The organism is Vibrio metschnikovii CIP 69.14, assembly GCF_000176155.1.
Classification (GTDB): Bacteria; Pseudomonadota; Gammaproteobacteria; order Enterobacterales; family Vibrionaceae; genus Vibrio; species Vibrio metschnikovii.
The window spans coordinates 563,926-588,335 of sequence record NZ_ACZO01000006.1; the positions used below are offsets into that span (position 1 = coordinate 563,926).

20 protein-coding genes are annotated in these 24,410 nt (G+C 44.5%); 8 read left to right on the plus strand and 12 right to left on the minus strand.

Annotated features, from left to right (window positions below; translation table 11 throughout):
- Positions 1-140: 140 nt before the first annotated feature.
- Positions 141-947 (minus strand): envelope biogenesis factor ElyC, encoded by an 807-nt coding sequence (gene elyC / locus VIB_RS06075; protein ID WP_004395092.1) that lies wholly within the window; start codon positions 945-947, stop codon positions 141-143.
- 115 nt (positions 948-1,062) lie between these two features.
- Between elyC and cmoM the strand changes: the two genes are divergently transcribed.
- Genes cmoM through mukB form a run of 4 tightly spaced genes read left to right on the plus strand, consistent with a single transcriptional unit; the run spans position 1,063 to position 8,354 of the window.
- Entirely contained in the window at positions 1,063-1,857 is a 795-nt protein-coding gene (gene cmoM, locus VIB_RS06080) for a tRNA uridine 5-oxyacetic acid(34) methyltransferase CmoM (protein ID WP_040904244.1), read from the plus strand.
- Entirely contained in the window at positions 1,854-3,191 is a 1,338-nt protein-coding gene (gene mukF, locus VIB_RS06085; protein ID WP_004395094.1) for a chromosome partition protein MukF, read from the plus strand. The genes cmoM and mukF overlap by 4 nt, the downstream gene beginning before the upstream one ends.
- The gene (gene mukE, locus VIB_RS06090) at positions 3,172-3,900 is read left to right on the plus strand and encodes a chromosome partition protein MukE (RefSeq protein WP_004395095.1); all 729 of its coding nucleotides are present in this window, start codon (positions 3,172-3,174) and stop codon (positions 3,898-3,900) included. The genes mukF and mukE overlap by 20 nt, the downstream gene beginning before the upstream one ends.
- Complete coding sequence (mukB, locus tag VIB_RS06095; protein WP_004395096.1) at positions 3,897-8,354, plus strand: chromosome partition protein MukB; 4,458 nt, start codon at positions 3,897-3,899, stop codon at positions 8,352-8,354. The genes mukE and mukB overlap by 4 nt, the downstream gene beginning before the upstream one ends.
- Positions 8,355-8,764: 410 nt before the next feature.
- On the opposite strand, the gene VIB_RS06100 is transcribed toward mukB, so the two are convergent.
- From VIB_RS06100 to VIB_RS06130, 7 genes are all read right to left on the minus strand, one after another.
- Complete coding sequence (locus VIB_RS06100; RefSeq protein WP_004395097.1) at positions 8,765-10,114, minus strand: Fic family protein; 1,350 nt, start codon at positions 10,112-10,114, stop codon at positions 8,765-8,767.
- A 504-nt stretch (positions 10,115-10,618) separates the two neighbouring features.
- Positions 10,619-11,593, minus strand: a complete 975-nt coding sequence (locus VIB_RS06105; RefSeq protein ID WP_040904245.1) for an alpha-L-glutamate ligase-like protein — start codon at positions 11,591-11,593, stop codon at positions 10,619-10,621.
- A 1-nt stretch (position 11,594) separates the two neighbouring features.
- Complete coding sequence (locus VIB_RS06110) at positions 11,595-13,103, minus strand: inactive transglutaminase family protein (protein ID WP_004395099.1); 1,509 nt, start codon at positions 13,101-13,103, stop codon at positions 11,595-11,597.
- Between the two features lie 8 nt (positions 13,104-13,111).
- Positions 13,112-13,864: an ATP-dependent zinc protease family protein gene (locus VIB_RS06115; protein ID WP_004395100.1), complete on the minus strand. Its 753-nt coding sequence runs from the start codon at positions 13,862-13,864 to the stop codon at positions 13,112-13,114.
- Between the two features lie 156 nt (positions 13,865-14,020).
- Positions 14,021-14,992 (minus strand): tRNA 5-methoxyuridine(34)/uridine 5-oxyacetic acid(34) synthase CmoB, encoded by a 972-nt coding sequence (gene cmoB / locus VIB_RS06120; RefSeq protein ID WP_004395101.1) that lies wholly within the window; start codon positions 14,990-14,992, stop codon positions 14,021-14,023.
- Positions 14,993-15,108: 116 nt separating this feature from the next.
- Entirely contained in the window at positions 15,109-15,837 is a 729-nt protein-coding gene (cmoA, locus tag VIB_RS06125) for a carboxy-S-adenosyl-L-methionine synthase CmoA (RefSeq protein ID WP_004395102.1), read from the minus strand.
- A gap of 176 nt (positions 15,838-16,013) precedes the next feature.
- The gene (locus VIB_RS06130; RefSeq protein WP_004395103.1) at positions 16,014-16,916 is read right to left on the minus strand and encodes a DUF72 domain-containing protein; all 903 of its coding nucleotides are present in this window, start codon (positions 16,914-16,916) and stop codon (positions 16,014-16,016) included.
- Positions 16,917-17,239: 323 nt separating this feature from the next.
- Here VIB_RS06130 and aspS point away from each other — a divergent pair, with 323 nt between their 5' ends.
- Together aspS and VIB_RS06140 are read left to right on the plus strand one after the other, a co-directional pair.
- Positions 17,240-19,015, plus strand: coding sequence for an aspartate--tRNA ligase (gene aspS, locus VIB_RS06135; RefSeq protein ID WP_004395104.1), 1,776 nt, complete (start codon positions 17,240-17,242; stop codon positions 19,013-19,015).
- 169 nt (positions 19,016-19,184) lie between these two features.
- Complete coding sequence (locus VIB_RS06140) at positions 19,185-19,763, plus strand: thymidine kinase (protein WP_040904246.1); 579 nt, start codon at positions 19,185-19,187, stop codon at positions 19,761-19,763.
- A gap of 206 nt (positions 19,764-19,969) precedes the next feature.
- Here VIB_RS06140 and VIB_RS06145 read toward each other — a convergent pair whose 3' ends face one another.
- The 3 genes from VIB_RS06145 to VIB_RS06155 all read right to left on the minus strand — a co-directional run bounded on the left by VIB_RS06145 (position 19,970) and on the right by VIB_RS06155 (position 21,786).
- Complete coding sequence (locus VIB_RS06145; protein WP_004395106.1) at positions 19,970-20,599, minus strand: YdcF family protein; 630 nt, start codon at positions 20,597-20,599, stop codon at positions 19,970-19,972.
- On the minus strand, positions 20,592-21,422 hold the full coding sequence (locus VIB_RS06150) for an NAD(P)H-binding protein (protein ID WP_004395107.1): 831 nt from the start codon (positions 21,420-21,422) through the stop codon (positions 20,592-20,594). The genes VIB_RS06145 and VIB_RS06150 overlap by 8 nt, the downstream gene beginning before the upstream one ends.
- A 127-nt stretch (positions 21,423-21,549) precedes the next feature.
- The gene (locus VIB_RS06155) at positions 21,550-21,786 is read right to left on the minus strand and encodes a TIGR02647 family protein (RefSeq protein WP_004395108.1); all 237 of its coding nucleotides are present in this window, start codon (positions 21,784-21,786) and stop codon (positions 21,550-21,552) included.
- A gap of 251 nt (positions 21,787-22,037) precedes the next feature.
- Here VIB_RS06155 and focA point away from each other — a divergent pair, with 251 nt between their 5' ends.
- Together focA and VIB_RS06165 are read left to right on the plus strand one after the other, a co-directional pair.
- Positions 22,038-22,880 carry a formate transporter FocA gene (focA, locus tag VIB_RS06160; RefSeq protein ID WP_004395109.1) on the plus strand — a complete coding sequence of 281 codons (843 nt, stop codon included), beginning with the start codon at positions 22,038-22,040 and terminating at the stop codon, positions 22,878-22,880.
- Positions 22,881-23,121: 241 nt separating this feature from the next.
- Positions 23,122-23,511, plus strand: coding sequence for a DUF2750 domain-containing protein (locus VIB_RS06165; protein ID WP_040904785.1), 390 nt, complete (start codon positions 23,122-23,124; stop codon positions 23,509-23,511).
- 110 nt (positions 23,512-23,621) lie between these two features.
- On the opposite strand, the gene VIB_RS06170 is transcribed toward VIB_RS06165, so the two are convergent.
- A complete protein-coding gene (locus tag VIB_RS06170) occupies positions 23,622-24,410 on the minus strand; it encodes a peptide ABC transporter ATP-binding protein (RefSeq protein ID WP_004395111.1) in 789 nt (262 codons plus the stop codon).

The window sequence follows — 24,410 nt, forward strand, 5'->3', positions numbered from 1 at the left end:
AGCAAGATTCTAGACTGCAACGCAGTAACTCGCAATCAAATTCGGCCCATAATCCTTCCAATTGATGTTAAATGTGCACAATGTTTATCAAGTTGTGCACCAAACCACTTTTTCGACGATGCCGCTTAATAACAAGAATATCAATCACCCTCTACAGCAGGCGATGATTCATTCAATTTGGGTTCATGGCTCACCCAATCGCGCATGGTTTGCCATATTAGCCCCATGGTTTCATACCAATACCGCTCAGTTTGTTCTAAATAGAGCGCTCTCGGGATATATTTATCCCAAGCTTGGCTGATATTCGTTTGGGCAAGATAATTCGTCGGCGCAGGGATAGGCGTTAGCCCTGCAGATTGAAATTCATTCATTGCTCGGGGCATGTGGCTGGCCGAGGTGACCAGAACCAGAGTGCGCTGCTGGACAAAAGCCGCCGCTTGTCTTGCTTCTTCCCACGTATCTTGCGCCGTTTCGAGCAAAATAATGTCTGATTTTGCGACACCAAGCGCAAGCGCCACTTTAGCCAGCATGCGTGCATGACTCATTTCACTCCCCCCTGCATAACCCGATAGGATCAGCTTTGCGCCAGGGTACATCCGCATCACTCGAATTCCTTCGCTAAGACGCATTAACGCGGCTCGAGTAAGTTCAGAGGTTGGTGGAATGCTATCATCGACGACATGGCCATTGCCTAAAACCATGACATAATCGACAGTGCCCTCAATGGGTAAAAAAGCGCTGTACTGACGCTCTAAAGGCATTAATAAGCGACTGGATACTGGTTGAAAAGAAATAACCAATAAACTAGACAAACAAAATAGAACCACTAAGCAGCCAGTCTTTCGCTTTGCGGTAAACATAATCAGCATCAAGCCGATAAAACCAATCATCAGCAGCGCTGGTAATGGCATCAGTAGAGAAGAAACGATTTTTTTCAGCTCAAACATAGATTAAATAGTCCGAAAAAACAGCACTTGATAATAAAATCAGCGAAAGGTCCTTTATTCCTGCCATTCCTATGACAGAATAGCAGCACGATTTATTATCATAACTCAAGCCACTGTGACTGAAGATCGCAATTTCGACGATATTGCCCACAAATTTGCAAAAAATATTTACGGCTCTGACAAAGGCGAGATTCGTCAAGTCATTGTTTGGGATGATCTCATGCAAATTTTGACCCATTTTAGCGGTCAGACAACGCCCCTGCATATTTTGGATGCAGGAGGGGGCTTGGCGCAAATGTCGCAAAAACTCGCTATGCTTGGCCATCAAATCACTTTGTGTGACCTCTCGCAAGAGATGCTCGATTTAGCCAAACAAGAGGTGACTGAGCATGGATTACTGGAGAGATTTCGCTTTGTACATTCTCCCGTACAATCTGTGCAGCAACATTTGACTGAGCCCGTTGACATCATCTTATTTCATGCGGTGATGGAGTGGTTGACGGAACCCCAAGAGGCTTTACAGCAGTTATTAACACTGGTGCGTCCGGGCAGTATTGTTTCGGTGATGTTTTACAACCAACATGGCTTAGTTTATAAAAATGCGGTATGTGGCAATATTCCGCATATTTTAAATGGCATGCCACATCGTAAACGATTTAAATTACAGCCACAAAAAGGGCTGCTCCCTGCTGATGTGTATCAGTGGATTGAACATGCTGGATGTCAAATTATGGGTAAGTCAGGCATTCGTTGCTTTAGCGATTATATCGGCAATATGACCAATATGGGCGAGTTTGAGTTTGCAGACCTTTTGGCATTGGAGCAACAATTTTGCCGCCAAGAGCCTTATCTATCTTTAGGACGCTACATCCATGTTTGGGCTAGGAAACAACCACAGGAAGAACAATGAGTGATATGACTCACAATGCGACTGAACAACCGATTGATGAACTCGTCAGTTGGGTGAAGCAGCACGATTTTTCTTTGAACTTACCTGCTGAACGGCTGGCGTTTTTGATAGCGATTGCGGTATTGAGCCATGAAAAATTCGATGAAGAATTAGGGGAGGGGGAATTGCATGATGCGTTTGCGATTGTTAGCCGCCTATTTACTGAAACGGGTGATGTCTCTGCATTTCGGGCTAATAACGCCATTAATGAGCTCGTCAAACAGCGTTTGCTGAGTCGTTTTACTAGTGAGGTCACCGATGGCGCGAGCATTTATCGCTTGTCGCCTTTGGCGATTGGCATTACCGATTATTATGTTCGTCATCGTCAGTTTTCGAAATTAAAACTCTCTATTCAACTTTCCTTGTTAGCGGATGAAATGGCTAAAGCCACCAACTCCGCTCAGCAAGGGGGGACACCTGCGCATTGGAAAAAGAATGTTTACGGGGTATTAAAATACTCGGTGAGTGAAATCTTTGATCGCATCGATCTCAACCAACGCGTTTTAGACGAGCAGCAGCAATCCGTGAAACAACAAATTGCCGATCTATTGAATAAAGATTGGCGAGAAGCGATTCATAACTGTGAAAGTTTATTGTCTGAAACCTCATCGACCTTACGAGAGCTGCAAGATACGCTTCAAGCCGCAGGCGACGAATTACAAACTCAAATTCTTGATATTCAAGAGATTGTTTACGGCGATCCAGAATTAGAGTTTATCGATGAAGTGCTGTTTGTGCTGCAAATGAAATTAGACCGAATCATCAGTTGGGGACAACAAGCGATCGATTTATGGATTGGTTATGACCGCCATGTGCATAAGTTCATTCGCACGGCGATAGATATGGATCAAAATCGCGCTTTCAGCCAACGTTTACGCCAGTCGCTGCACGATTACTTTTCTCAACCTTGGCTGCTCACTTATGCCGAGGCCGAGCGTTTGTCTGATTTACGCGATGAAACTCTGATGTTACGAGATGAAGAAGTGACCGGCCACATTCCCCCCGCTGTCGAATATGAAACGTTTCAAAAGGTTCATGATGAGCTTGCGGAGCGTATCGCGGGGATGCTTCAGAGCCATAAACAACAGGGCCAACCGATCAACCTTGGTCATGTGCTGCGTGATTATCTTGCCGCACACCCAAGAACTCATCATTTCGATCTAGCCCGTATTGTTGTCGACCAAGCCGTTCGCTTGGGTTATTCACAATCCGATTACCAAGCCATTCAACCTGATTGGCAAGCGATTAACCAATTTGGTGCAAAGGTACAAGCTAATGTCATTGACCGATATTAACCACTATATGCCAGAGAATCTGGCTAAAGCGATTGTTAACCCGCTTTTTCCGGCTTTAGACAGCCAATTACGCGCAGGGCGCCATGTGTCCAGCGATGATTTAGATAACCATGCGTTTCTCAGTGATTTTGAGCCAGAGTTAGCACTTTTTTATCAGCGCTATAATACTGAGTTAGTTCGTGCGCCCGAGGGCTTTTTTTACTTACGTCCACGTTCTACCTCATTGATCAATCGCAGTGTTTTGTCTGAATTAGATATGCTGGTTGGTAAGGTGCTGTGCTTCTTATATCTAAGCCCAGAGCGTCTTGCCCATGAAGGCTTATTCACGTATCAAGAACTCTATGAAGAGTTATTGAGTTTGACCGATGAGAAGAAATTGATGAAGCTTGCGACCAATCGTGCGCAAGGTTCAGATTTGGATAAAGAGAAACTGTTTGAAAAAGTCCGCACTTCGTTACGTCGTTTACGCCGCCTAGGGATGATTATCCACCTTGGCGAAACCACCAAATTTAGAATTACCGAAGCGGTATTTCGTTTTGGAGCCGATGTGCGTATTGGCGATGATTTACGTCAAGCGCAACTGCGTTTGATACGAGATGGTGAAGCCGTTGTTCATAGTCAAGAGCCCAGTCAGCAAAGCTTATTGGATACGGTATCTGCTGACGAACAACATGAAGATCAACCGACATTATGGGAAGATGAAGCATGATTGAAAGAGGTAAGTATCAATCGCTGACCATGATCAATTGGAACGGCTTTTTCGCACGTACTTTTGATATTGATAATTTGGTGACGACGTTATCGGGCGGCAATGGGGCGGGTAAATCAACCACGATGGCGGCGTTTATCACCGCATTAATTCCCGATCAAAGTTTACTGCATTTTCGAAATACCACAGAAGCGGGCAGCTCTCAAGCCTCTCGTGATAAAGGCCTGTACGGTAAATTACAACCTGGTGCCTGCTATGCGGCATTGGATGTGGTCAATTCTCGCCATCAACGCTTACTGTTTGCAGTAAAACTTCAACAAGTTGCCGGCCGTGATAAAAAAGTCGATATTAAACCTTTTGTGATTCAGGGTTTACCTAGTCATATCAAACCGACGGATATTTTGATTGAAAGTGTTTCTGATCAACACGCTCGAGTGAGACAGCTCAATGAAGTCAAAGATGCCGTTCATGCTATTGAAGGTGCGCATTTTAAATCGTTCAGTTCCATCGTCGATTATCATAGCCACATGTTTGAATTTGGTGTGGTACCGAAAAAACTGCGTAATAGCAGCGACCGATCAAAGTTTTATCGCCTCATTGAAGCGTCTTTGTACGGCGGTATTTCCAGCGCGATTACCCGTTCATTACGCGATTACTTACTGCCACAAAATGGTGGGGTGAAAAAAGCGTTTCAAGATATGGAGTCAGCGCTGCGAGAAAACCGCATGACGCTGGAAGCGATTAAAAACACCCAAGCCGATCGTGATCTGTTCAAACATTTAATCACCGAATCGACCCAATATGTTGCCGCAGACTACATGCGTCACGCCAATGAACGTCGCAGTAAAGTGCAGCAAACGTTGACGTTACGCCAAGAATTATTCAGCGCTCGAGATACGCTTCTGGAACACAATCGGCTATTGAATCAAGTGCACGAAGAGCTGGAAACGCTGCTTGAACAAGAAGCTGCGCTAGAACAGGATCATCAAAGTGCAGCCGATCATCTGCAGTTAGTACAAAATGCCCTTCGTCAGCAAGAAAAAATCGCCCGTTATCAAGACGATCTTGAAGAGTTGAGTCTGCGTCTTGAAGAGCAGCTAATGGTGGTTGAAGAAGCGCAAGAGCGCTTAGTGATGGTTGAAGACCAAGCCACTGCGGCTGAAGAGGAAGTCGATAGTCTGAAAACTCAGCTTGCAGATTATCAGCAAGCGTTGGACATTCAGCAAACGCGAGCTTTGCAGTATCAACAAGCAATGCAAGCCTTGGCAAAAGCACGTCAGCAGCTCGCTGATGATAGCTTGACGGCAGAAAGTGCTCAGACGGTGATGATTGAGCTGAGCGGACGCCAAGAGTCAACCACCCACGAATTACTGGCGGTTAAACATAAGCTCGATATGTCTTCGGCCGCTTCCGCGCGGTTTAACGAAGCCTTGCATTTAGTGAGCTGCGTTTTAGGTGAGGTCACTCGTAGCCAAGCGGCAGAGCATGCAAACCAATTACTCGCTCAAGCGCAGCAAGCACAGCAACTCGTACAGAATGAAGCGCTTTGGTATGAACAGCAGCGCGATTTACAGCACCGTATCGAACAGCAACAATCTGTGCGTCAATCGGTGACTGATTATCACCAGCAATTTCAGGTGATGATTGATGATCCATCCCAATTGCAGCAAGAACGCGAGAAGCATCTCGCTCTGTTAGAAGAGCTTGATGAGGCACAAGAAGTGCTACGCGATCAGCGTAGTCAACAGCGTGGTCTTGAACAAGAACAACGCAATGCTATCAAACAGTTGGAGCTAAAAGCGCCAGCTTGGCATCAAGCGATAGAAGCATTACAGCTATTGCGTGAGCAAAGTGGGGCGGGCTTAGACAGTCGACAGTCGGTAATGACTGAGATGCAAAGCATTTTAGAGCGTGAAAAACACCAATCGGCTCAGAAAGATGCGTTAGCTCAACGTCGTGAGCAATTAGAGAAAGATATCGAACGCTTGGCTTCACCGGGCGGATCGAATGATCCTCGCCTTAAAGGCCTTGCCGATACCCTTGGTGGCGTTCTACTTTCTGAAATTTATGATGACATAACGTTAGAAGATGCGCCGTACTTCAGTGCTATGTACGGTCCGGCTCGTCACGCCATTGTGGTCTCTGATCTTTCAGGCATCAAAGAAAAACTGGTCGAGTTAGACGACTGTCCAGAAGATCTTTATCTGATTGAGGGCGATATTGATGCGTTCGATGATAGCTCATTTAATGCCGCAGAATTAGAAGGTGCGGTCTGTGTTCAGCTCAATCAGCGTCAAATGCGCTATTCCCGTTTTCCAAAAATCCCACTGTTTGGGCGTGCAGCTCGTGAGCAACGTTTAGAGCTACTGCGCGATGAGCGTGATGAAGTCGTCGAAGCGCATGCTAAGGCCGCGTTTGATTCACAAAAGTTACAGCGCTTATACCGCAGTTTTAATGATTTTGTTGCTCAGCATTTGCAGGTGGCGTTTGAGTCGGATCCTGAACAAGCACTCAGTCAAGCTCGTGACGCGCTCAATCATCTTGCTCGCCAGTTAGTCGAGTTAGAGCATCAACAACAGCAACAAACCAGTCGACGTCAACTGAGTAAACAGGCATTAGCACTATTAGAGAATATTGCGCCTCATTTACGCTTGTTGTCTGAATCTGGATTAACCCAACGAGCCGCAGATATTGACGCCAAGTTAGCTCAGTTAGTGGAAGCGAAAGCTTGGCTTCATGCTCATGGTAAAACGGTTGAACAACTGGCGCCGATTGCTTCAGCGTTAGAGGTCGATCCTGAGCAGTTTGAAGTCTTAGAACAGCAATATCTTGCCGCGGATCGCGGGCTACAACAACTCAAAACGCAAATTTTTGCCCTCGCTGATTTGGTTGAACGTCGTCACCACTTTGCCTACGCAGATTCGGTGGATCTTCTCAATCAAAGTAGCGAACTCAGTGAGCAGCTAAAAGCCAAGTTAGTTCAAGCTGAGAGCCTGCGTCAGCGTACTCGCGAAGAGTTAAAACAAGCACAAGCGCAATTCAATCAGTACAACCAAGTGTTGGCATCGTTGAAAAGTGCTCATCAGGCTAAATTGGAAACGATGCAAGAGTTTAAGCAAGAACTACAGGAATTTGGCGTACATCCAGATGAAAACGCATTATTCAGAGCTCAGCAGCGCCGTGATGAACTGCATGAACGTTTGCACAGCTCTCGTAGCCGTAAGAGTCACTATGAGCGGACAATCACCTCAACCGAAATTGAGATGAAATCGCTTGCCAAGCGATTGAAAAAATTAGAAAAAGAGTATCAAGATTTACGTACTTTCGTTGTCAATGCCAAAGCCGGATGGTGTGCGGTACTTCGTTTAGCCCGCCAAAATGATGTTGAACGTCGTTTGCATAAACGTGAATTGGCTTATTTATCGGCTGACGAGTTACGCTCCATGTCGGATAAATCGCTCGGGGCGCTACGTCTTGCCGTGGCGAATAATGAGACGCTGCGTGATGCGCTGCGCCACTCGGAGGATAATGCGTACCCTGAACGTAAGGTGCTGTTTTACATTGCGGTTTATCAGCACTTACGTGAACGAATTCGACAAGATATTATTCGTACCGATGATCCTGTTGAAGCGATTGAAGAGATGGAAGTCGAGCTAGCTCGCCTAACAGAAGAGCTGACTCAGCGGGAAAACCGCTTAGCGATCAGCTCAGATTCGGTGGCGAGCATTATTCGTAAAACCATTCAACGTGAACAAAACCGGATCCGCATGCTTAACCAAGGGCTCTCGAATATCGCTTTTGGGCAAGTGAATGGCGTGCGTTTAAATGTCAAAGTTCGTGAAAGCCATGAAGTTCTTCTCAGTGGTTTAGCCGAGCAGCAGGCTCAACATAAAGATCTGTTTGAAAGCTCACGTTATACTTTCTCAGAAGCGATGGCGAAGCTATTCCAACGAGTGAATCCTCATATCGATATGGGGCAGCGTTCACCACAAATATTGGGTGAAGAGTTGCTCGATTACCGTAACTATCTTGAGTTGAGTGTTGAAGTTAATCGCGGTTCAGATGGATGGTTACAAGCCGAATCGGGCGCATTGTCAACGGGTGAAGCAATTGGTACTGGCCAATCTATCTTACTGATGGTCGTACAGAGCTGGGAAGAAGAATCTCGTCGTCTACGCAGTAAAGATATTATCCCATGCCGTTTATTGTTCTTAGATGAGGCAGCACGTTTAGACGCTAAATCAATAGCAACGCTATTTGAACTGTGTGAACGTTTGGATATGCAATTATTGATTGCGGCTCCAGAAAATATCAGCCCAGAAAGAGGGACCACCTATAAACTGGTGCGTAAGGTATTTAAAGATCATGAACACGTGCATGTGGTCGGACTGCGTGGCTTTACTAGTGAAAAACCAAAAAATGAGTCTTTGCCACTGGCCGATGCTGTCAGCTAAGCTGAGTCACTTGTAAATAAAAAGCGCCTTGATGATAAGGCGCTTTTTTATGATCATTGTTGTCTTCGCTGAATGGGTATTGATGTTGGGAGGACATTAAAGTTTGAAACCTTTCTACTTCCGAAGCTCGCTTCCATCGCGGCTACCAGAGACCACATGTAACAATAAAGATTGAAACTTAGACTCAATCAACGTGGCTATCCTAAGAAAAAGTGTGACTACAAAGTTCGAAATTCATTTCTGGACATAAACGTGTCAGTGATTTTGCTAATTTGGTAGCCATTGAATTAGTTTAGGTATCACAAAGTATCTTAGTGAAGTATCCAGTATTGCAGATGCAGACCAATTCAGATTAGGTGTCTGCTCGACACCTCTCATTCTTGTTAAGTGTTTTTGCACTGATACCAATGCTAATCAATCTTGAGGCGTGACCTAAGGTTTCTTGGAGCTATATATCCCATTTGACGCCCTTTGATTGGATGTTTAATCAGCAACCCAAGCTCCGACAACTTATCTAAATACGCTCTGGCGGCTGTTGATGATACATTAAACTCAACCTGACACTCCTTTACAGTAAACTCTCGCCCTGCATCTTCTAGAGCTTTTTTTATGATAGTAATATGGGGAAGTTTGAACTCATTAAAGTAAGGCGATTTATGTATATCCAAGCGGGTTTTTTGAATTTCATCAATTTTGTTTTGAATATACTTTGTAAAGTCCTCTAGCGCGCGAATTATGATATTCATATTAAAATCAATGAAGTGGGTGACATCAAAGTTATCTGTTTCTGTTTTCACAAATGCACGTGCATATTTATTCTTTGAACTTTTTAGCAACGATGAAATTGACACATATTGGAAATTGTCATAACCACTTTTAAGCAAGAACCAATAAAACAAAGCTCTCGCCGTTCTGCCGTTACCATCACTGAAAGGATGAATATAACCAACCATAAAATGAATAATTATGGCTTTGACAATTGGATGTATGAATTCATTATCTAGGTGCTCTGTATTTGCGAATTCACATAAACTATAAAGAAGCCCAGCCAATTTATCCGCATCTGGTGCTTCATGAATAGTTTCATTATATAAAACGTCTTTTACCGCTATCGGTGTATCCCTGATCATTCCCGCAATATGATCATTCTCACATACATTCTGCGTAGCAACTTGATTAAAACGCTGAATTAGTTCAATCGATAACGGCTCGTCAATTACAGTCTTAGCATATGTCATTAGTTGATAATTATTAACAATCATCTTTTCTGAGAAATCTCTAGGCTCTCTACCTGTTGAAAGCATTTCTTTAGCAACAGGTCTTGTTGTCGCTGCCCCTTCTAGCTGTGCGCTAGTTATGGCTTCTTCCATGATAAGACTGGCTGACAAGAACCCTTGTCGATTACCAACACCTAACTCTAAGTGCTTTAAAGTAGAAAGACGCTCAATCTTATGTATCTTAGCCATGAGAGAAGACGGACTATAGCGCAAAAGCTCGAGCTTACCATCGGTATCATAAGCAAATAATTTATCAATAGTTTCTAAGTTTCTACGGAGCTTTAGTACAAACCATGCCGCTTGCTTATGCTCTTTGAATTGAGGGGTTCTGGCAATAAACTCATCCCATGATAAGTAATCCCCCTTTGAACTAAACCCGCAAAGCTTTGGCTCTACTAGCGGCCACATATCTTGTGGAAGTAAAGCTAATTCATTCTCTCTTTTCAAAGGTGGTACCTCAATACCAAAGATCTTTTTTTTCATAATCTCTAAACGAAGTTTAAAATTAAGTTGGTTTGATCATAGTACATAGAAAAAACAATAGTGCAAGGAATTGATTAAAAAGACTCATAAGCATTGATATTACTTGATTAAACAAGGGTTTGATGGAGGTTTTTTAAAATAGTTGCAACTATACCAAGTAAATTTATATGTTCTTTTCACCATCAAGCGTAGGAAATTTTTTCTAGTGTGAGCTCTGAGTATAAATATTGGTTTGCACCATAACATATGGGGTGAGTCTAGTCTTTTACACTGTCGACTAGCTCCCCTAAGCCAAATCAGTGTTAACGAAATATGTATGAAACTCGAAAGGGGGCAAATCTGCGTTACGGTCATTGCCCTTCAGCATGGTTCTGGATAAAACCTTGTCAGAGTACAAGGTAAACTACGACAAAAAATCATCGAAAAGTTTCGAACTTTATTGTCGAGCTGCAAACTTAGTTGTCCACCGTCAATTGAATGGCGGTAATCACCATCTAATGAGTATTACCCGTTTTTTAGCCCAAATTGTTTCGCGGCATAAGCGACTCGCTCGGCTGGGGTCGGATAAATCAGTGGTGACCCGATACTTTCAATATGCTGTAACCTTGGTAGTAAGCCAGCACCATTAGCGGTTTGAATCGCTAAACCTGGGCGGGCATTAAGCTCAAGCACCATCGGACCTTCTTCTTTATCAAGGACCATATCAGTTCCAATATAACCCAATCCAGTCATTTCCCATGCACTGGCCGCTAAGGTTAATAAGCGTTCCCAATGCGGTACCGTAAGCTCAGATAATGATCTTCCGGTATCGGGATGATGGGTCACTGGGCGATTGAACTGTACAGCACGTACCGCTTTACCCGATCCGAGATCAACGCCTACTCCCACCGCTCCTTGGTGTAAGTTAGCCTTGCCATCTGAAGCAGAGGTAGAAAGCCGCATCATTGCCATTACTGGGTAGCCTTTAAAGACGATGATCCGTACATCGGGAACGCCTTCATAGCTGAAACCATCAAAGCAGTCATCAAATTTGATTAGGTTTTCGATCACGGCAACGTCATTTTTACCACCCAGCGAGAAGAGACCAGCTAAAGCGTTACTGACGTGTCGTTCCACATCTTCTTTATTAATGGTCGAGCCAGAGGGCTTGGTGTAAATGCCATCTTTGTGTGAGGTGATGACTAAGATACCCTTGCCGCCACTGCCTCGTGCTGGTTTGATAACAAAGCCCGGCCACTCTTTGACCATCTCGTGAATGCGCCTAACATCGCCTTGGTTGCTGATCACGCCAATCAGCTTTGGCACCGTACAACCTGCGCGTTGAGCAATCAGTTTTGTTTGCAGTTTATCGTCAACCAGAGGGTATTTGGAGCGATCATTATAGCGACCAATATAGCTATGATTACGCTTATTCATGCCCATGATCCCCTTGCGGCGTAGCTTGAAAGGGGAGGTGTATTCAGAAAGAGAAAAAAACATATTAATCTCCGTCTACCAAGGGTTTAAAGCGACGCAGTTCGGTTAAGCGATAACCGGTATACGTTCCCAATAATAAAATGCCTGCTAAGACAATTAACTGTAATCCAATAAAGTTGAAAGTTAAGTGCTGTACATAAGGGTTAGTCATGGCTAAATAAATCAGCACGGCAGTCAATAACGAGCCACCACCTTGCAGAATCACTTCTTTAGCGCCTTCCTCTTCCCAAAGGATAGACATCCGTTCAATGGTCCAAGATAAGATGATCATTGGGAAGAACGTAATCGTTAAGCCTTCGGTCAGGCCGATTTTGAATGCGACGACAGTAAACATTGAAATGATTAAAATCACCGAGATAATCACCGCCGATATTCGGGCGACCAGCAATAAGTTTAACTTAGAGAGATAGCTACGAATGATTAAGCCTGTGCCGACAATCAATAAAAACCCGATGATCCCCGTGGTTAATTGGGTCTGGACAAACGCGACGGCAATCAAAACGGGCATAAAAGTTCCCGAGGTTTTTAAACCAATGATCACACGTAAAAAAACCACAATCAGTGCGCCGATAGGGATCAGCATAATATTTTTAAACATCGCTTGTTCTTCAAGCGGTAAGCTATGAATGGATAGGTTTAATAATCCATCGGCGCTGACTTTGCTGTTGGTGGCTTGTTGAGGAGAGACATCTTGCGCAATCATCGTGAAATGCACTTGGCTGTTTTGTCCACCCATCACATCAAGTAAAGAAACATTCGATTCATCCCACACCAACAAATTCGGTTGAGTCGGTTGAGTGCCAGTTTCTGGATTAAACAGCACCCATTTACTGCCGTCCCAGACTTGATTCATATGTTGGATCGATTGACGCCGACGTCCATCTTCTAGGCGAATGACGCCAACCACTTTATTAGGAATTTGTGCATACGAAAGGAGTTTTTGCGCCGCGTCGACTTTACTCATTTTATTGAGCAGTAAGGCGGCGTTTTGATTTTCTGCTTCGTTGAGCGCTTTAATCAGTTCGCGAGTAAAGGTAACGTCATCCGCTGAACGTCGATTAGCCTGCTCGATAAGCGCGATAGCTGAGGTTTCATCTGGACCGTCAAATGTTGGTTTAACCATCGGTGCGCTTGGCGGGAGAGAAATCGCGTTAGCTTGTGGATCCACCAAGAACTGAGTTTTGTAATAAATAGTCTGTGGACCTTTGGCCTGACGAATTGTCCACTCTGCACGTCGGCCACTTTCTGTAGTGACATAAGAGATACCGTAACCCGGAGAAGAGGCATTCTCTCCAATCAACGTAAAGCCATCTTGGGTATGAGGTGCAGCAAGAGAGACTTTGACTTCCCGACCTTGCGCGTTAAATTCAATTCGCGCTTCAATGTCCCAGACTTGGCGAGTTTCACCGGGTGTCCATGGTACACCATAGCTTTGATGACGCATGACACTTAAAGTAATCCCAACCACAATCAATAAACATATGGATAGATAAAACGGAATTCGTGACGTCATAATGGGCCTTATTTTACTTTAGTTTCTGTCTGAATGTATTGACGGCTTACATCCACCACGGCGATATCGCGAATAAATTCCCGACCTAATAAAATAGGATGGGTCATTTGTGAACGATCAGCGAGGGTAAATTGAGATTTTTGATGAATAGGCCCCAATTTCACCCATAATTCGACCACAGCACGACGCTCTGTTTGCTCGTTGGTCGCTTGACGAATACGAACATAACGGAGAATAGGCGCTTCTATCCAATTGCTATCGTCTTTGACGCTATTATCACCGGTAAGATGAAAACGTACCCAATTCTTGCCATTGCGTTCAAACTCTTCAACGTCGACTGCATTCAGTGAAGAAGTCGCTGCGCCAGTATCAATTCGAGCATCAAACGACTGTTTAATACTGTCGATAGTCACGCGTTCGATTTCACCTAATACCAGATCCTGGCGAGGGATGGTTTGAGTGGCATTCACCGTGGCGAGGGAATCAGCGGATGGTGATGGTTCACTGATGATGATCGGTCGGTTGGCGAGGTCTTTTAGCTCGTACATTTCATTCTGTAAGCTAGAGACTTTACCTTCAAGGCTATCGATATAATCCATCTGATTGCTGATATGGAGTTCTAAGTCAACGATTTTATTAGCAATGTTTGACTCAGATTGGTGAAGTGCGGCCAGCGTAGCCTGATGATATTCATCCCCCTTTAATAGTGTGCAGCCTGAGAGTAGGCTCAGTGCAACGATGGGAGCTATTCGCTTAAACATTGGCAACCTTATTGTTATGTGATGGTTTCATTTGTTATACCCTCGATGACTTAAAGGACGATCAGTGACTTTAAGTCATCGATCAGCGCACGAGGGCGCTAATCTCATCCGTTAGGGTAGACGTATCCGTAGCCTGACGAGTTAAGGCTGTGTCAATTATGGTTTCTGAGCAATTAAAATTGCTCGACGTGGTGCTGGATAACCTTCCACGGTTTTACTTGGATCGTTATTATCAAGGTAATCGGGGAGCGAATTATGAGTCATCCACTCGGTACTGCGTTGCTCATCTTGTGAGGTAATGTTCTCATCGACAATCCGTACATCCACAAATCCGACTTTTTCTAGCCAGCCTTTTAATGCCAGCGCTGATGGGAAAAAGTACACATTTCGCATCTGGGCATAGCGGTCAAAAGGCACAAGAACCGCATTTTCATCCCCTTCAATCACCAGAGTCTCTAAGACCAATTCACCCCCACTAACCAGTTGATTTTTTAATTGGATGAGGTGATCTAATGGTGAGCGACGATGATACAATACTCCCATACTAAATACAGTATCAAATGCTTGTAATTCAGGGAGTTGTTCAATACCAAGCGGGACTAAATGGATACGTTGATCGTTATCCATCAATTTTCGAACGGCTTCAAATTGGATTAAAAACAGTTCAGATGGATCGATACCCATCACCTGATACGCTCCTTCGCCGAGCATACGCCACATATGGTAACCATTACCACAGCCGACATCCAATATTGAACGCCCCTGAAGGGGTGAAATGTGAGGTAGAAGACGATCCCATTTCCAGTCGCTGCGCCACTCGGTATCGATATGAATGCCATGCAGTTGATAAGGACCTTTGCGCCATGGATGGAGCGTTTTTAATAGACTGGTTAGTTTTTTTTGCTCACCTTCAGGCAAGGGGTGTGTATTGCTCACCGACACCGACTCTTTTAAGTCAATATGATCAGGACTGGCATCCGAGATTTTTTTTAAGGCGCGTAGCCAGCGTTCCATATCCCCATGAGGTTTCGCCTGCCATTCAGCAAGCTGCTTGGGTAACACTTCTAACCAAGGCTGTAAGCGGGTGTCTTGCGCAATGCGCTGATAAAGTGGACCAAAATTAAACATAATCGTCTATTCCTAACTAGTACAAACCCACGATGGTAGAGAACCCATATCTACCTTGCAGGAAAAAAGTGTGGTTATTATTTGAGGTAATCATGCCAAGTCAGCACACGATGAGATTATTTGATGGCGAACATCGACCCAAAATTAAAGCATTGGAACCACATTTCGTAGCTCGAAAAGCCTAAGGCTTTGAAGCGTGCTTTGTGGGCTTCTATTGAGTCTGGGCGCATCACATTTTCAATTGCACTGCGCTTTTGGCTAATCTCTAATTCGCTGTAGCCATTAGCACGTTTAAAGTCATGATGTAAATCGATCAGCAGCTCGTGAGCCGTTTGATTAGGGAAAATAAACTTTTCAGAAATAATCAATATTCCGCCACTACGTAATCCAGCATAAATATTTTCCAGTAGGCGATAACGATCGTCAGGGGACAAAAATTGCAGTGTGAAGTTAAGCACCACCACAGAGGCATTTTCGATCTGAATATCACGAATGTCCGCTTCGATAATCTCGACTGGCGTATCAGAACGGTAAGCATTCACGTGCAATTTACACCGTTCTACCATCGCCGATGAGTTATCGACGCCGATAATTTTGCACCCTTCTTGTTGAATATGACGACGCATGGATAAAGTGGCAGCGCCTAATGAACAGCCAAGATCATACAAATTAGAGTGTGGCTTAGCAAAACGTTCGGCGAGCATGCCAATCGCGGAAATAATATTACTGTAGCCCGGAACGGAACGCTGAATCATATCGGGGAACACTTCAACCACTCGCTCATCGAAGGTAAAATCACCGATTTTATCGATAGGAGCGGAGAATATGGTGTCTTTGTTGGCCATGAGTAACCCTTATACACACTTGATTTTACCTGTCCTTTTATCATCACGACGCGAATAGAAATGAGCGCTCGCTAACATCGAGGAATATAAAGGACGGGTTAGATAAAAAAGTGCCGCATTTTATGAAAAATTTACTGGTCTGTCATTATATACCCAGAGCTAGTGACAAAACATCGTCAAAATATCGACATTTGTTGACTGTTTTGGGCCGGAAATGGAGCTAAATCGGGTAACGTTGTTTGTTTGGCGATTCCATCGGCAATAAGCGCAAGTTGGACGCTGGTTTGTAATTGCCGATACAAATCAACCGCGAGTTCTGGGGCATAAAAGTTATCCGGCGTATGAATCATCAGATAGGGTTGTTTTCCGGCGGCGATCCATTGGGGTAACTTTTGTAGCCAAGGATTAAAAAAAGCATCATTCGCGGTTAAATCAGGATGGCCGATAAAGCGAATCATGGGGTTATCGGCAGTGGCTAATGCGTGGACGGGCACTTTCGGCTTTTTCTTTTGTGCATCAATAATGGTTTCGTTGCTTGGCTCGGCGGCAAAAACAGGGCGGCTATCCATGATAATTCGATTGATCCCCTCTTCAATCAGCCATTGGTTAAAACGGCGCTCTTCTTCACCTTTAGCAAAATAGTCACGATGGCGCACTTCTACCGCTAATGGGAAATCTTTGGGGAAATAGCGGCAAAATTTTTGTAAATGACTCAACTGAGCGGTACTAAACGAAGCCGGCAGTTGTATGGTCCATAAACCAATTCGTTGATGCAGTGGAGCCATTAATTGTAAAAACTGTTTGAGTTCACCTTGGCATCCAACCAACTGATGTTGGTGGGTAATACTTTTCGGTAGCTTAAATGTGAAACGGAAATGGTCATGGGTTGCGGCTCGCCAATTATTCACCGTTTGTGGCGAGGGCGACGCATAAAACGTCGTATTGCCTTCGACGGTGTGAAAAACGGTTGCGTAGTGCGCTAAACGATCGGCCGCTGAACTACCCGAAGGATAAAAGCGCCCTTGCCAGCCGGTATGTGACCATAGGGTCAGTCCTAGACGTAGTGGTAAGTTTGTCATCGTCACGGTTTATTTGCTTCTTACTTCAAGTGGTTTGGTCATTGCTGCGATGATGAGTTTTTTCTTGTTGGTAAGCATGAGTTCTTTGAAGAATACGTTATTTTAACGTTATAATCAGCACCAATTTTATTACTGTTGATGCTTTGTACATATTTTGCTGAATTATTGTACGGAAAAAGCAGGGCAGAAGAAAACACAGCAAAATTGTATTCTGGAAGGTCGATTTTCAACTTTTTTCAGCGTATAAATGGAATCATGCGCCGTAGCTAACATTATCTGCGGCTAGGAATAAGATGAATTAAATAGAGGTTGGGAATTTCATTATGCGTAGCCATTATTGTGGTCACCTGAACAAGTCCCTTGTTGGACAAACAGTAGAACTTTGCGGTTGGGTTAACCGCCGTCGTGATTTAGGCGGTCTGATTTTTATTGATATGCGAGATCGTGAAGGTATCGTTCAGGTTGTTGTCGACCCCGATATGGTGGATGTGCTTAACATTGCCAACCAAGTGCGTAATGAGTTCTGCATCAAGCTAACGGGTGAAGTCCGTGCTCGTCCAGACAGTCAAATCAATCAAGATATGGCAACGGGCGCAGTAGAAGTACTGGCTAAAGATTTGCAGATCATCAACCGTTCAGAAGCCTTACCTTTAGATTCCAACCAAAAGAACTCGGAAGAGCAGCGCCTAAAATACCGTTATTTAGATTTGCGCCGCCCAGAGATGAGCGATCGGATTAAGCTGCGAGCCAAAGCGTCAAGTTTTGTTCGCCGTTTCCTTGATGGACATGGCTTTTTGGACATTGAGACGCCAGTATTGACCAAAGCAACGCCAGAAGGTGCACGTGATTATCTCGTTCCAAGTCGGGTGCACAAAGGCAGTTTCTATGCTTTACCTCAGTCTCCTCAGTTATTCAAACAGTTACTGATGATGTCTGGCTTTGACCGCTATTATCAAATCGTTAAGTGTTTCCGTGATGAAGACTTACGTGCCGATCGCCAACCAGAATTTACTCAAATCGATATCGAAACCTCATTTATGACGGCGGATCAAGTTCGTGCGGTTACTGAGCAAATGATTCGTGAGATGTGGTTGGAGCTATTGGATGTTGATTTGGGTGAGTTCCCCGTCATGCCGTATAGCGAAGCGATTCGTCGTTTTGGTAGTGATAAGCCTGATTTGCGTAACCCAATGGAACTGGTTGATGTAGCGGATTTACTGAAAGACGTCGATTTTAAAGTTTTCTCTGGTCCTGCCAATGATGAAAAAGGTCGTGTTGCTGCGCTTCGCGTCCCTGGTGGTGCAGCGCTATCGCGTAAGCAAATTGACGAATACACCGCGTTTGTCGCTATTTATGGCGCGAAAGGTTTAGCGTGGTTGAAAGTCAATGATCGCGCTGCTGGTTTGGAGGGGATCCAATCGCCAGTCGCTAAATTCCTAAATGCCGAGATTGTGCAAACAATTATGGAGCGTACTCAAGCAGAGAATGGCGACATCATTCTTTTTGGCGCTGATAATGCCAATGTTGTCGCGGAAGCGATGGGTGCTTTACGTCTTAAAGTAGGCAAAGATTTGGCCATCACCAACGGGGCAACTTGGGCACCATTGTGGGTTGTTGATTTCCCTATGTTTGAAACCGACAGCGAAGGCAATGTTGCGGCAATGCATCACCCATTCACTGCACCATTGAATATGACGGCAGAAGAATTAAAAGCCAGCCCAAGTAATGCGTTGTCTAATGCTTACGATATGGTGTTAAACGGCTATGAAGTTGGTGGTGGCTCTGTTCGTATTCATGATGCGACCATGCAATCAGCGGTATTTGATTTGCTGGGTATTGATGAGCATGAGCAACGTTTGAAGTTTGGCTTCTTGTTGGATGCACTAAAATACGGCACACCACCACACGCTGGCCTTGCGTTTGGTTTAGACCGTTTAGTGATGCTGTTGTGTGGAACGGAAAACATCCGCGATGTGATTGCTTTCCCGAAAACGACCGCAGCGGCTTGTTTATTGACGGATGCTCCAAGTGTAGCTAACCCAGCCGCTCTTGAAGAATTAGCGATTGCCGTGACGGCAGCTAAAGAAAAAGCACAGTAAATGATGGTTGTTTGATGATAAGAAGAGGGTGGCTTTGAGCCGCCCTTTTTTATCGTAGAAATGATCCGTTAAGCTCACGAACAAGCCTTATCGTCGCTAATAAGCATCCACATTTGATGATGGTTTGCTACAATGGCGCGCTTTTTAGTTTTAATAGGAAACCTCCCCGTTGGCTCAGATGTATTTTTATTACTCCGCAATGAACGCGGGTAAATCAACCACCTTGCTGCAATCGTCGTTTAACTACCAAGAGCGGGGCATGACTCCGGTGATTTTTACTGCCGCGATTGATAACCGCTTTGGTGTTGGTAAGGTCAGCTCGCGTATTGGCCTTGAAGCGGATGCTCATCTGTTTGATGACACCACCGATTTATTGCACGCGATCACTCAATTAAATACCGAACAGAAACGCCATTGTGTACTGGTTGATGAATGCCAGTTTTTAACTCGCGAGCAAGTGTATCAGTTAACGGAAGTGGTCGATAAGTTAGATATTCCGGTACTTTGTTATGGTTTGCGTACCGACTTTTTGGGTGAGCTGTTCGAAGGAAGTAAATACCTGTTATCGTGGGCGGATAAATTGATTGAACTGAAAACCATTTGTCATTGTGGTCGCAAAGCGAATATGGTGATCCGTACCGATGAGCACGGTCAGGCGATCAGTGAAGGTGACCAAGTGGATATTGGTGGTAATGACCGCTATGTCTCGGTATGCCGACAGCACTATAAACAAGCGCTTGGGCGTTGAGTTCTGTTCGCGATATTCCTTGCCGTCAATCATCTCAGTAGACGAGGGGCAAGCCTTCATTTGCCCCTAATATACCCTTCCTACTTGAAGCTGCAGCGGTGTTGGCTACGTTCGTTCACCCCAATCACATAGTTTGCCTATGCTCATGGGGATTTACTCACTTGCCGCCTACCTGCAACTTCAACTCGTTTGGGTATAATGAATGTTTAAAACAACCGCTTAAGGGCTTGATAAGCTTGCTGTACTTCATCTGGGATCGATTGGGGAATCTGAAAGCCCTGCGCAGGGTAATCCAACAAACGTTGAAAATCGTCCAGTAAGGCGTGGAGTACTACATCGAGCGTCAGGGATTCGGTCAAGTAATCAAAAAAATCTCCGCCAGAAGAGGTCACTTGCAAAGACGTCAACGTTGCTGGCCACTGTTTAGTAAAGGTCGCGAAAGCGCGTCGCTCCATATATGGTTTATGTACAATCAGTAAACGTTGAACCTGAATACCTTTCTCACTAAGCAATTGATGACTCAAACACACATTCTCACCACTATGGGTGGCTCGGGGTTCTAATAAGATCGCAGAACTGGGTAAGCCGCACTCTTTAGCGACCATCGCGAATGTTTCAGCTTCACTGTACTCAAATAAATCTTCCGTAAAGCGCCCTTTATCCCCAGAAAAAAGCACCCACGGTGCTAGTCCTCTTTGGTATAAATCCGCGGCCACTTCGGCAACGCGTATATCATTACTACCAGGGACAACGATCACATCAGCAGGTTTTAACTCGTGTCCCATTTGCATAAACTGCCAGAGAGTTTCTAAATGTTGATAAAGACGTTTACTCATAACCGTGCAGCGCCTCTAATGTATTAGCGTAGTGAAAATGAAATCCCATCGTGATCAGCTTATCACTGACAATTCGTTTATCGGGTAAATGAACAATCGGTGGTAACGGATGAGGTGATTGAACCGCAGACAAAGCCGCTCGGTAAAACTCCGCTTTACTGACCGTTGTCGGCATAGTGACATTGATAATGTGGTTGTTAATCTCACTCAGCGAAAAAGTAATCGCTTGTAAAACATCATATTGATGGACCATATTGGCGGGCGCTTGATCGCTGACTTGAGAAAGACGAAGCGCAAAGCGAGCAGGGTGGCGATTGGGACCGATTAACCCACTGCAACGCAAAATAGCATACTCGATACCGCTATCGATAACGGCTTGTTCGGCGCAGAGCATGATTTTGGCTTTCTCTGAAAACATAGGGTTTTGTTCACACTGAACCAAAGAGGCATCTTCTTCACGCATCGTTTTTGCTTGGTCAGGATAAACACTGGTTGAGCTGATCATGATAATTTTGCGAATGCCCGCTTGTTGTGCTGCGTTAACTAACGTTTGCCAGCTTGCTTGGTAGTCGGTGCCGTGGCCTTTGCGAAAACCGGGAGGAAAACAGCCAATCAACGCATCGCAGCGAAAGTTTAAGAGCGCTTCGACAAGCTGGGGGGCATCTGGTAACTGACAAACAAACCCCTCCACACCTTGTGCGTGCAATTGCTCAACGCCTGATAGGCTGGTGCGGCTGGCACAAACGTAATAATTTTGTTGTTTGAGATGTTGAATCAGTGGTTGGCCCAGCCAACCTGCACCGATAATGGCGATACGTTGCATACAATTACCTGTTGGATAGTGGTTATTAGGAGCTTGTCACTGAGAGAGCAATAACGTTAACTCCAAAACCACCGTGAATGATGAGCCGAAAGTTAACGTTATTATCGCATGGTTTGATGGAAGAAGATTAAGCGTGAGTTAACACGTGCAAAAGACGTTGGGTAAGTTCGGCCATTTCAATCCCTTCGTGAGTCAAATAACCACCATCGGGTAAGCTGCATAAGCCTTTTTCATGAAGTCGCTGTGCAGCGGCTTGGAGTGCTTCTGGAGCATCGCTGTGTACTTTTATACCCGTTGCTGCGCTGCTGACATCAAATTGAATAAGCAGGTTTAATTCATCAAGGTGCTGTGGAGAAAATTTCATCGTAAACCCTTACTATGGTTGATTTAAATTCACCTTAATCGGCGAAAGAAAAAGGCGCAATCACAAACATAGAGAACTGTTATCTTAATCCATTATGGGCTTTTTTTATGCAGTTAAAGGAAGGAGAAAGAAGCTGAGTGAGGTAGTCTTTAAAACATTTTTAGTAAACATCAATAATACCCCTTGAACAAAAAAGGAAATGGAGCGATTATCCGCCACTCTTTTACCTGTATCAAAATGTAACATTAATTATGGATCTGAACCAGTTCGACTCTCTGCTTCCTCCACAAATGGCGGAACGTGCTGCCGTCACCGGAGAAAGCAAAGCCACTAAACCTATGTATAAATCGTTTTTACTGGCGATTTCTGCAGGTATTCATATTGGTATCGCTTTTGTGTTTTACACCGTGGTTACTACGGGCGCACAAGATATTCCTTACGGTATTGCTAAGCTGATTGGCGGGATAGCCTTTAGTCTTGGATTGATTTTGGTGGTGATTACGGGGGGAGAGCTCTTTACCAGCTCTGTATTGACCTTGGTCGCCAAAGCGAGTGGGAAAATTTCTTGGCCACAGTTAGTCAAAAACTGGATCGTGGTCTATTTTGGTAACTTATGTGGTTCTGTTTTATTGGTTGGGATCATGTTATCAACCAAGCAGTTTATGGATGATGGCGGACAACTCGGTTTAAATGCAATGGCGATTGCCGAGCATAAGCTGCATCATGGTTTTCTGCAGGCTTTTTCTCTTGGTTTGATGTGCAATATTTTGGTTTGTTTAGCCGTATGGATGACTTTCAGTGCTCGCTCTTTAACAGACAAAGTCATGGTACTCATTTTACCCGTAGCGATGTTTGTTTCTTCTGGGTTTGAACACTGTATTGCTAACATGTATCAAGTGCCGTTAGCCATTGGTATCAAATACGTTGCCCCTGAGGCTTTTTGGCAGATGACTGGGGCGAATATCGCCCAGTATGCCGACTTAACCATGATGAACTTCATTGTCGATAACTTAATTCCTGTTACCTTGGGCAATATTGTCGGTGGTGGTGTGTTTGTGGGGATTTGGTATTGGTTAATTTATCTCAAAGAGTAGGTTTTTATCGTTGGGCTGGTTATCCACATTTTCTGTGGATAAGTGCTTTCAAACTCAGTGCGTAACATTAACTGAATGATTTTTCGTATAAATGATGCACGATATTCGTGCAGTGATAGCTCGGCTAAGGTGCAGCGGCAGCGATGAGTATGAATGTGATGTTGTCGTGGCGGCGCAAACGGAGCTGGCGTAATGATTAAATTACGGTATGATCTTGGGCTTAAAAAAAGCGGAGAATATTATGTCTAATTCACTTAGCGCGGAGCAAATCGCGGCCGTCAATCAGTATGATTCTGAACAGCGTTTAACGTATTGCATTAAGCACATTGTTGCTAATCAGCAAGTCTGGATTTTAAAAGACCAAGATGGCTGTGTGATGCTCAATACTGAAGACGAAGAGTGTGTGCCCGTTTGGCCGCATCGTGAGCTAGCCGAGGCGTGGGCCACTGGCGAGTGGGCAGAGTGTGAAGCTCAGTCTATTCCTCTTAATCAATGGCGCAGTCGCTGGACTCCTGGATTGGCAGATGATGATCTTTCGGTTGTAGTTTGTCCGAATGAGAATGAAGAAGGGGTGGTCTTATTTCCCGATGAATTTGATAGGGAATTGAATAAGCAAAAGTCCGCCCAATAAAGTGAGTTAGAGAACAAAGGCCCAATGATTTGGGCCTTTTGCTTATTCGAGTAGGCATTCAATCGTTGATCTTAACCGCTCAATGATACTTTATGTTACCGGCTAAGCCGTTACTTAAAGTTTGGCGCTTTTTGAAAATGGCTTTCAATCATCCGTTGAGTGATGGGGTGCTGGGGATCAGCTAAGACTTGTAAAGTGTTACCTGACTCAACAACTTCACCTTCATGCATGACCATGATTTTATCCGTGATATGTTTAACAATGCCAATATGTTGCGAAACATAAATAAAAGACACGCCCATTTCTTCTTGTAACTCTAAGAAAAGGTTGATGATTTGTGATCGCATGGCCATGTCTAAACCGTTTAATGCTTCATCGGCAATGATCACCGAAGGTTGCAAAATCAGCGCCCGAGCCAAACAAACCCGCTGTTTTTGCCCAGTGGCTAACATTTGTGGATAAAAGTAAGCATGTTCTGGAAGCAGTCCTACGCGCAGCAAGGTGTCTCTCACGCGATTCATCCGTGCTTCTGGTGTCATGCTGGTATTACGTTTCAGCGGGCCTTCTAAAATTCTACCTATTTGTAGGCGCGGATTTAGCGAGGTATTTGGATCTTGAAAAATCATCCGAATTAATTTGCAACGTGTACTGTAATCTTGATGTGCTAGACGCTCACCATTGACCAAAATTTCGCCGCTGGATGGCTCGACTACGCCCGCTAACATACGTGCAAGAGTCGATTTACCTGAGCCATTTTGACCGATGAAACCAATAGTCTGTCCAGCCTCTAAGCTAAAACTCACTGGCTTGACCGCATGGTGAATGGTTTTACGAAACAGACCAGAGCGATTCACAAAATCTTTGGATAACTGATGAACTTCTAGCAGTGAAGCACTCAT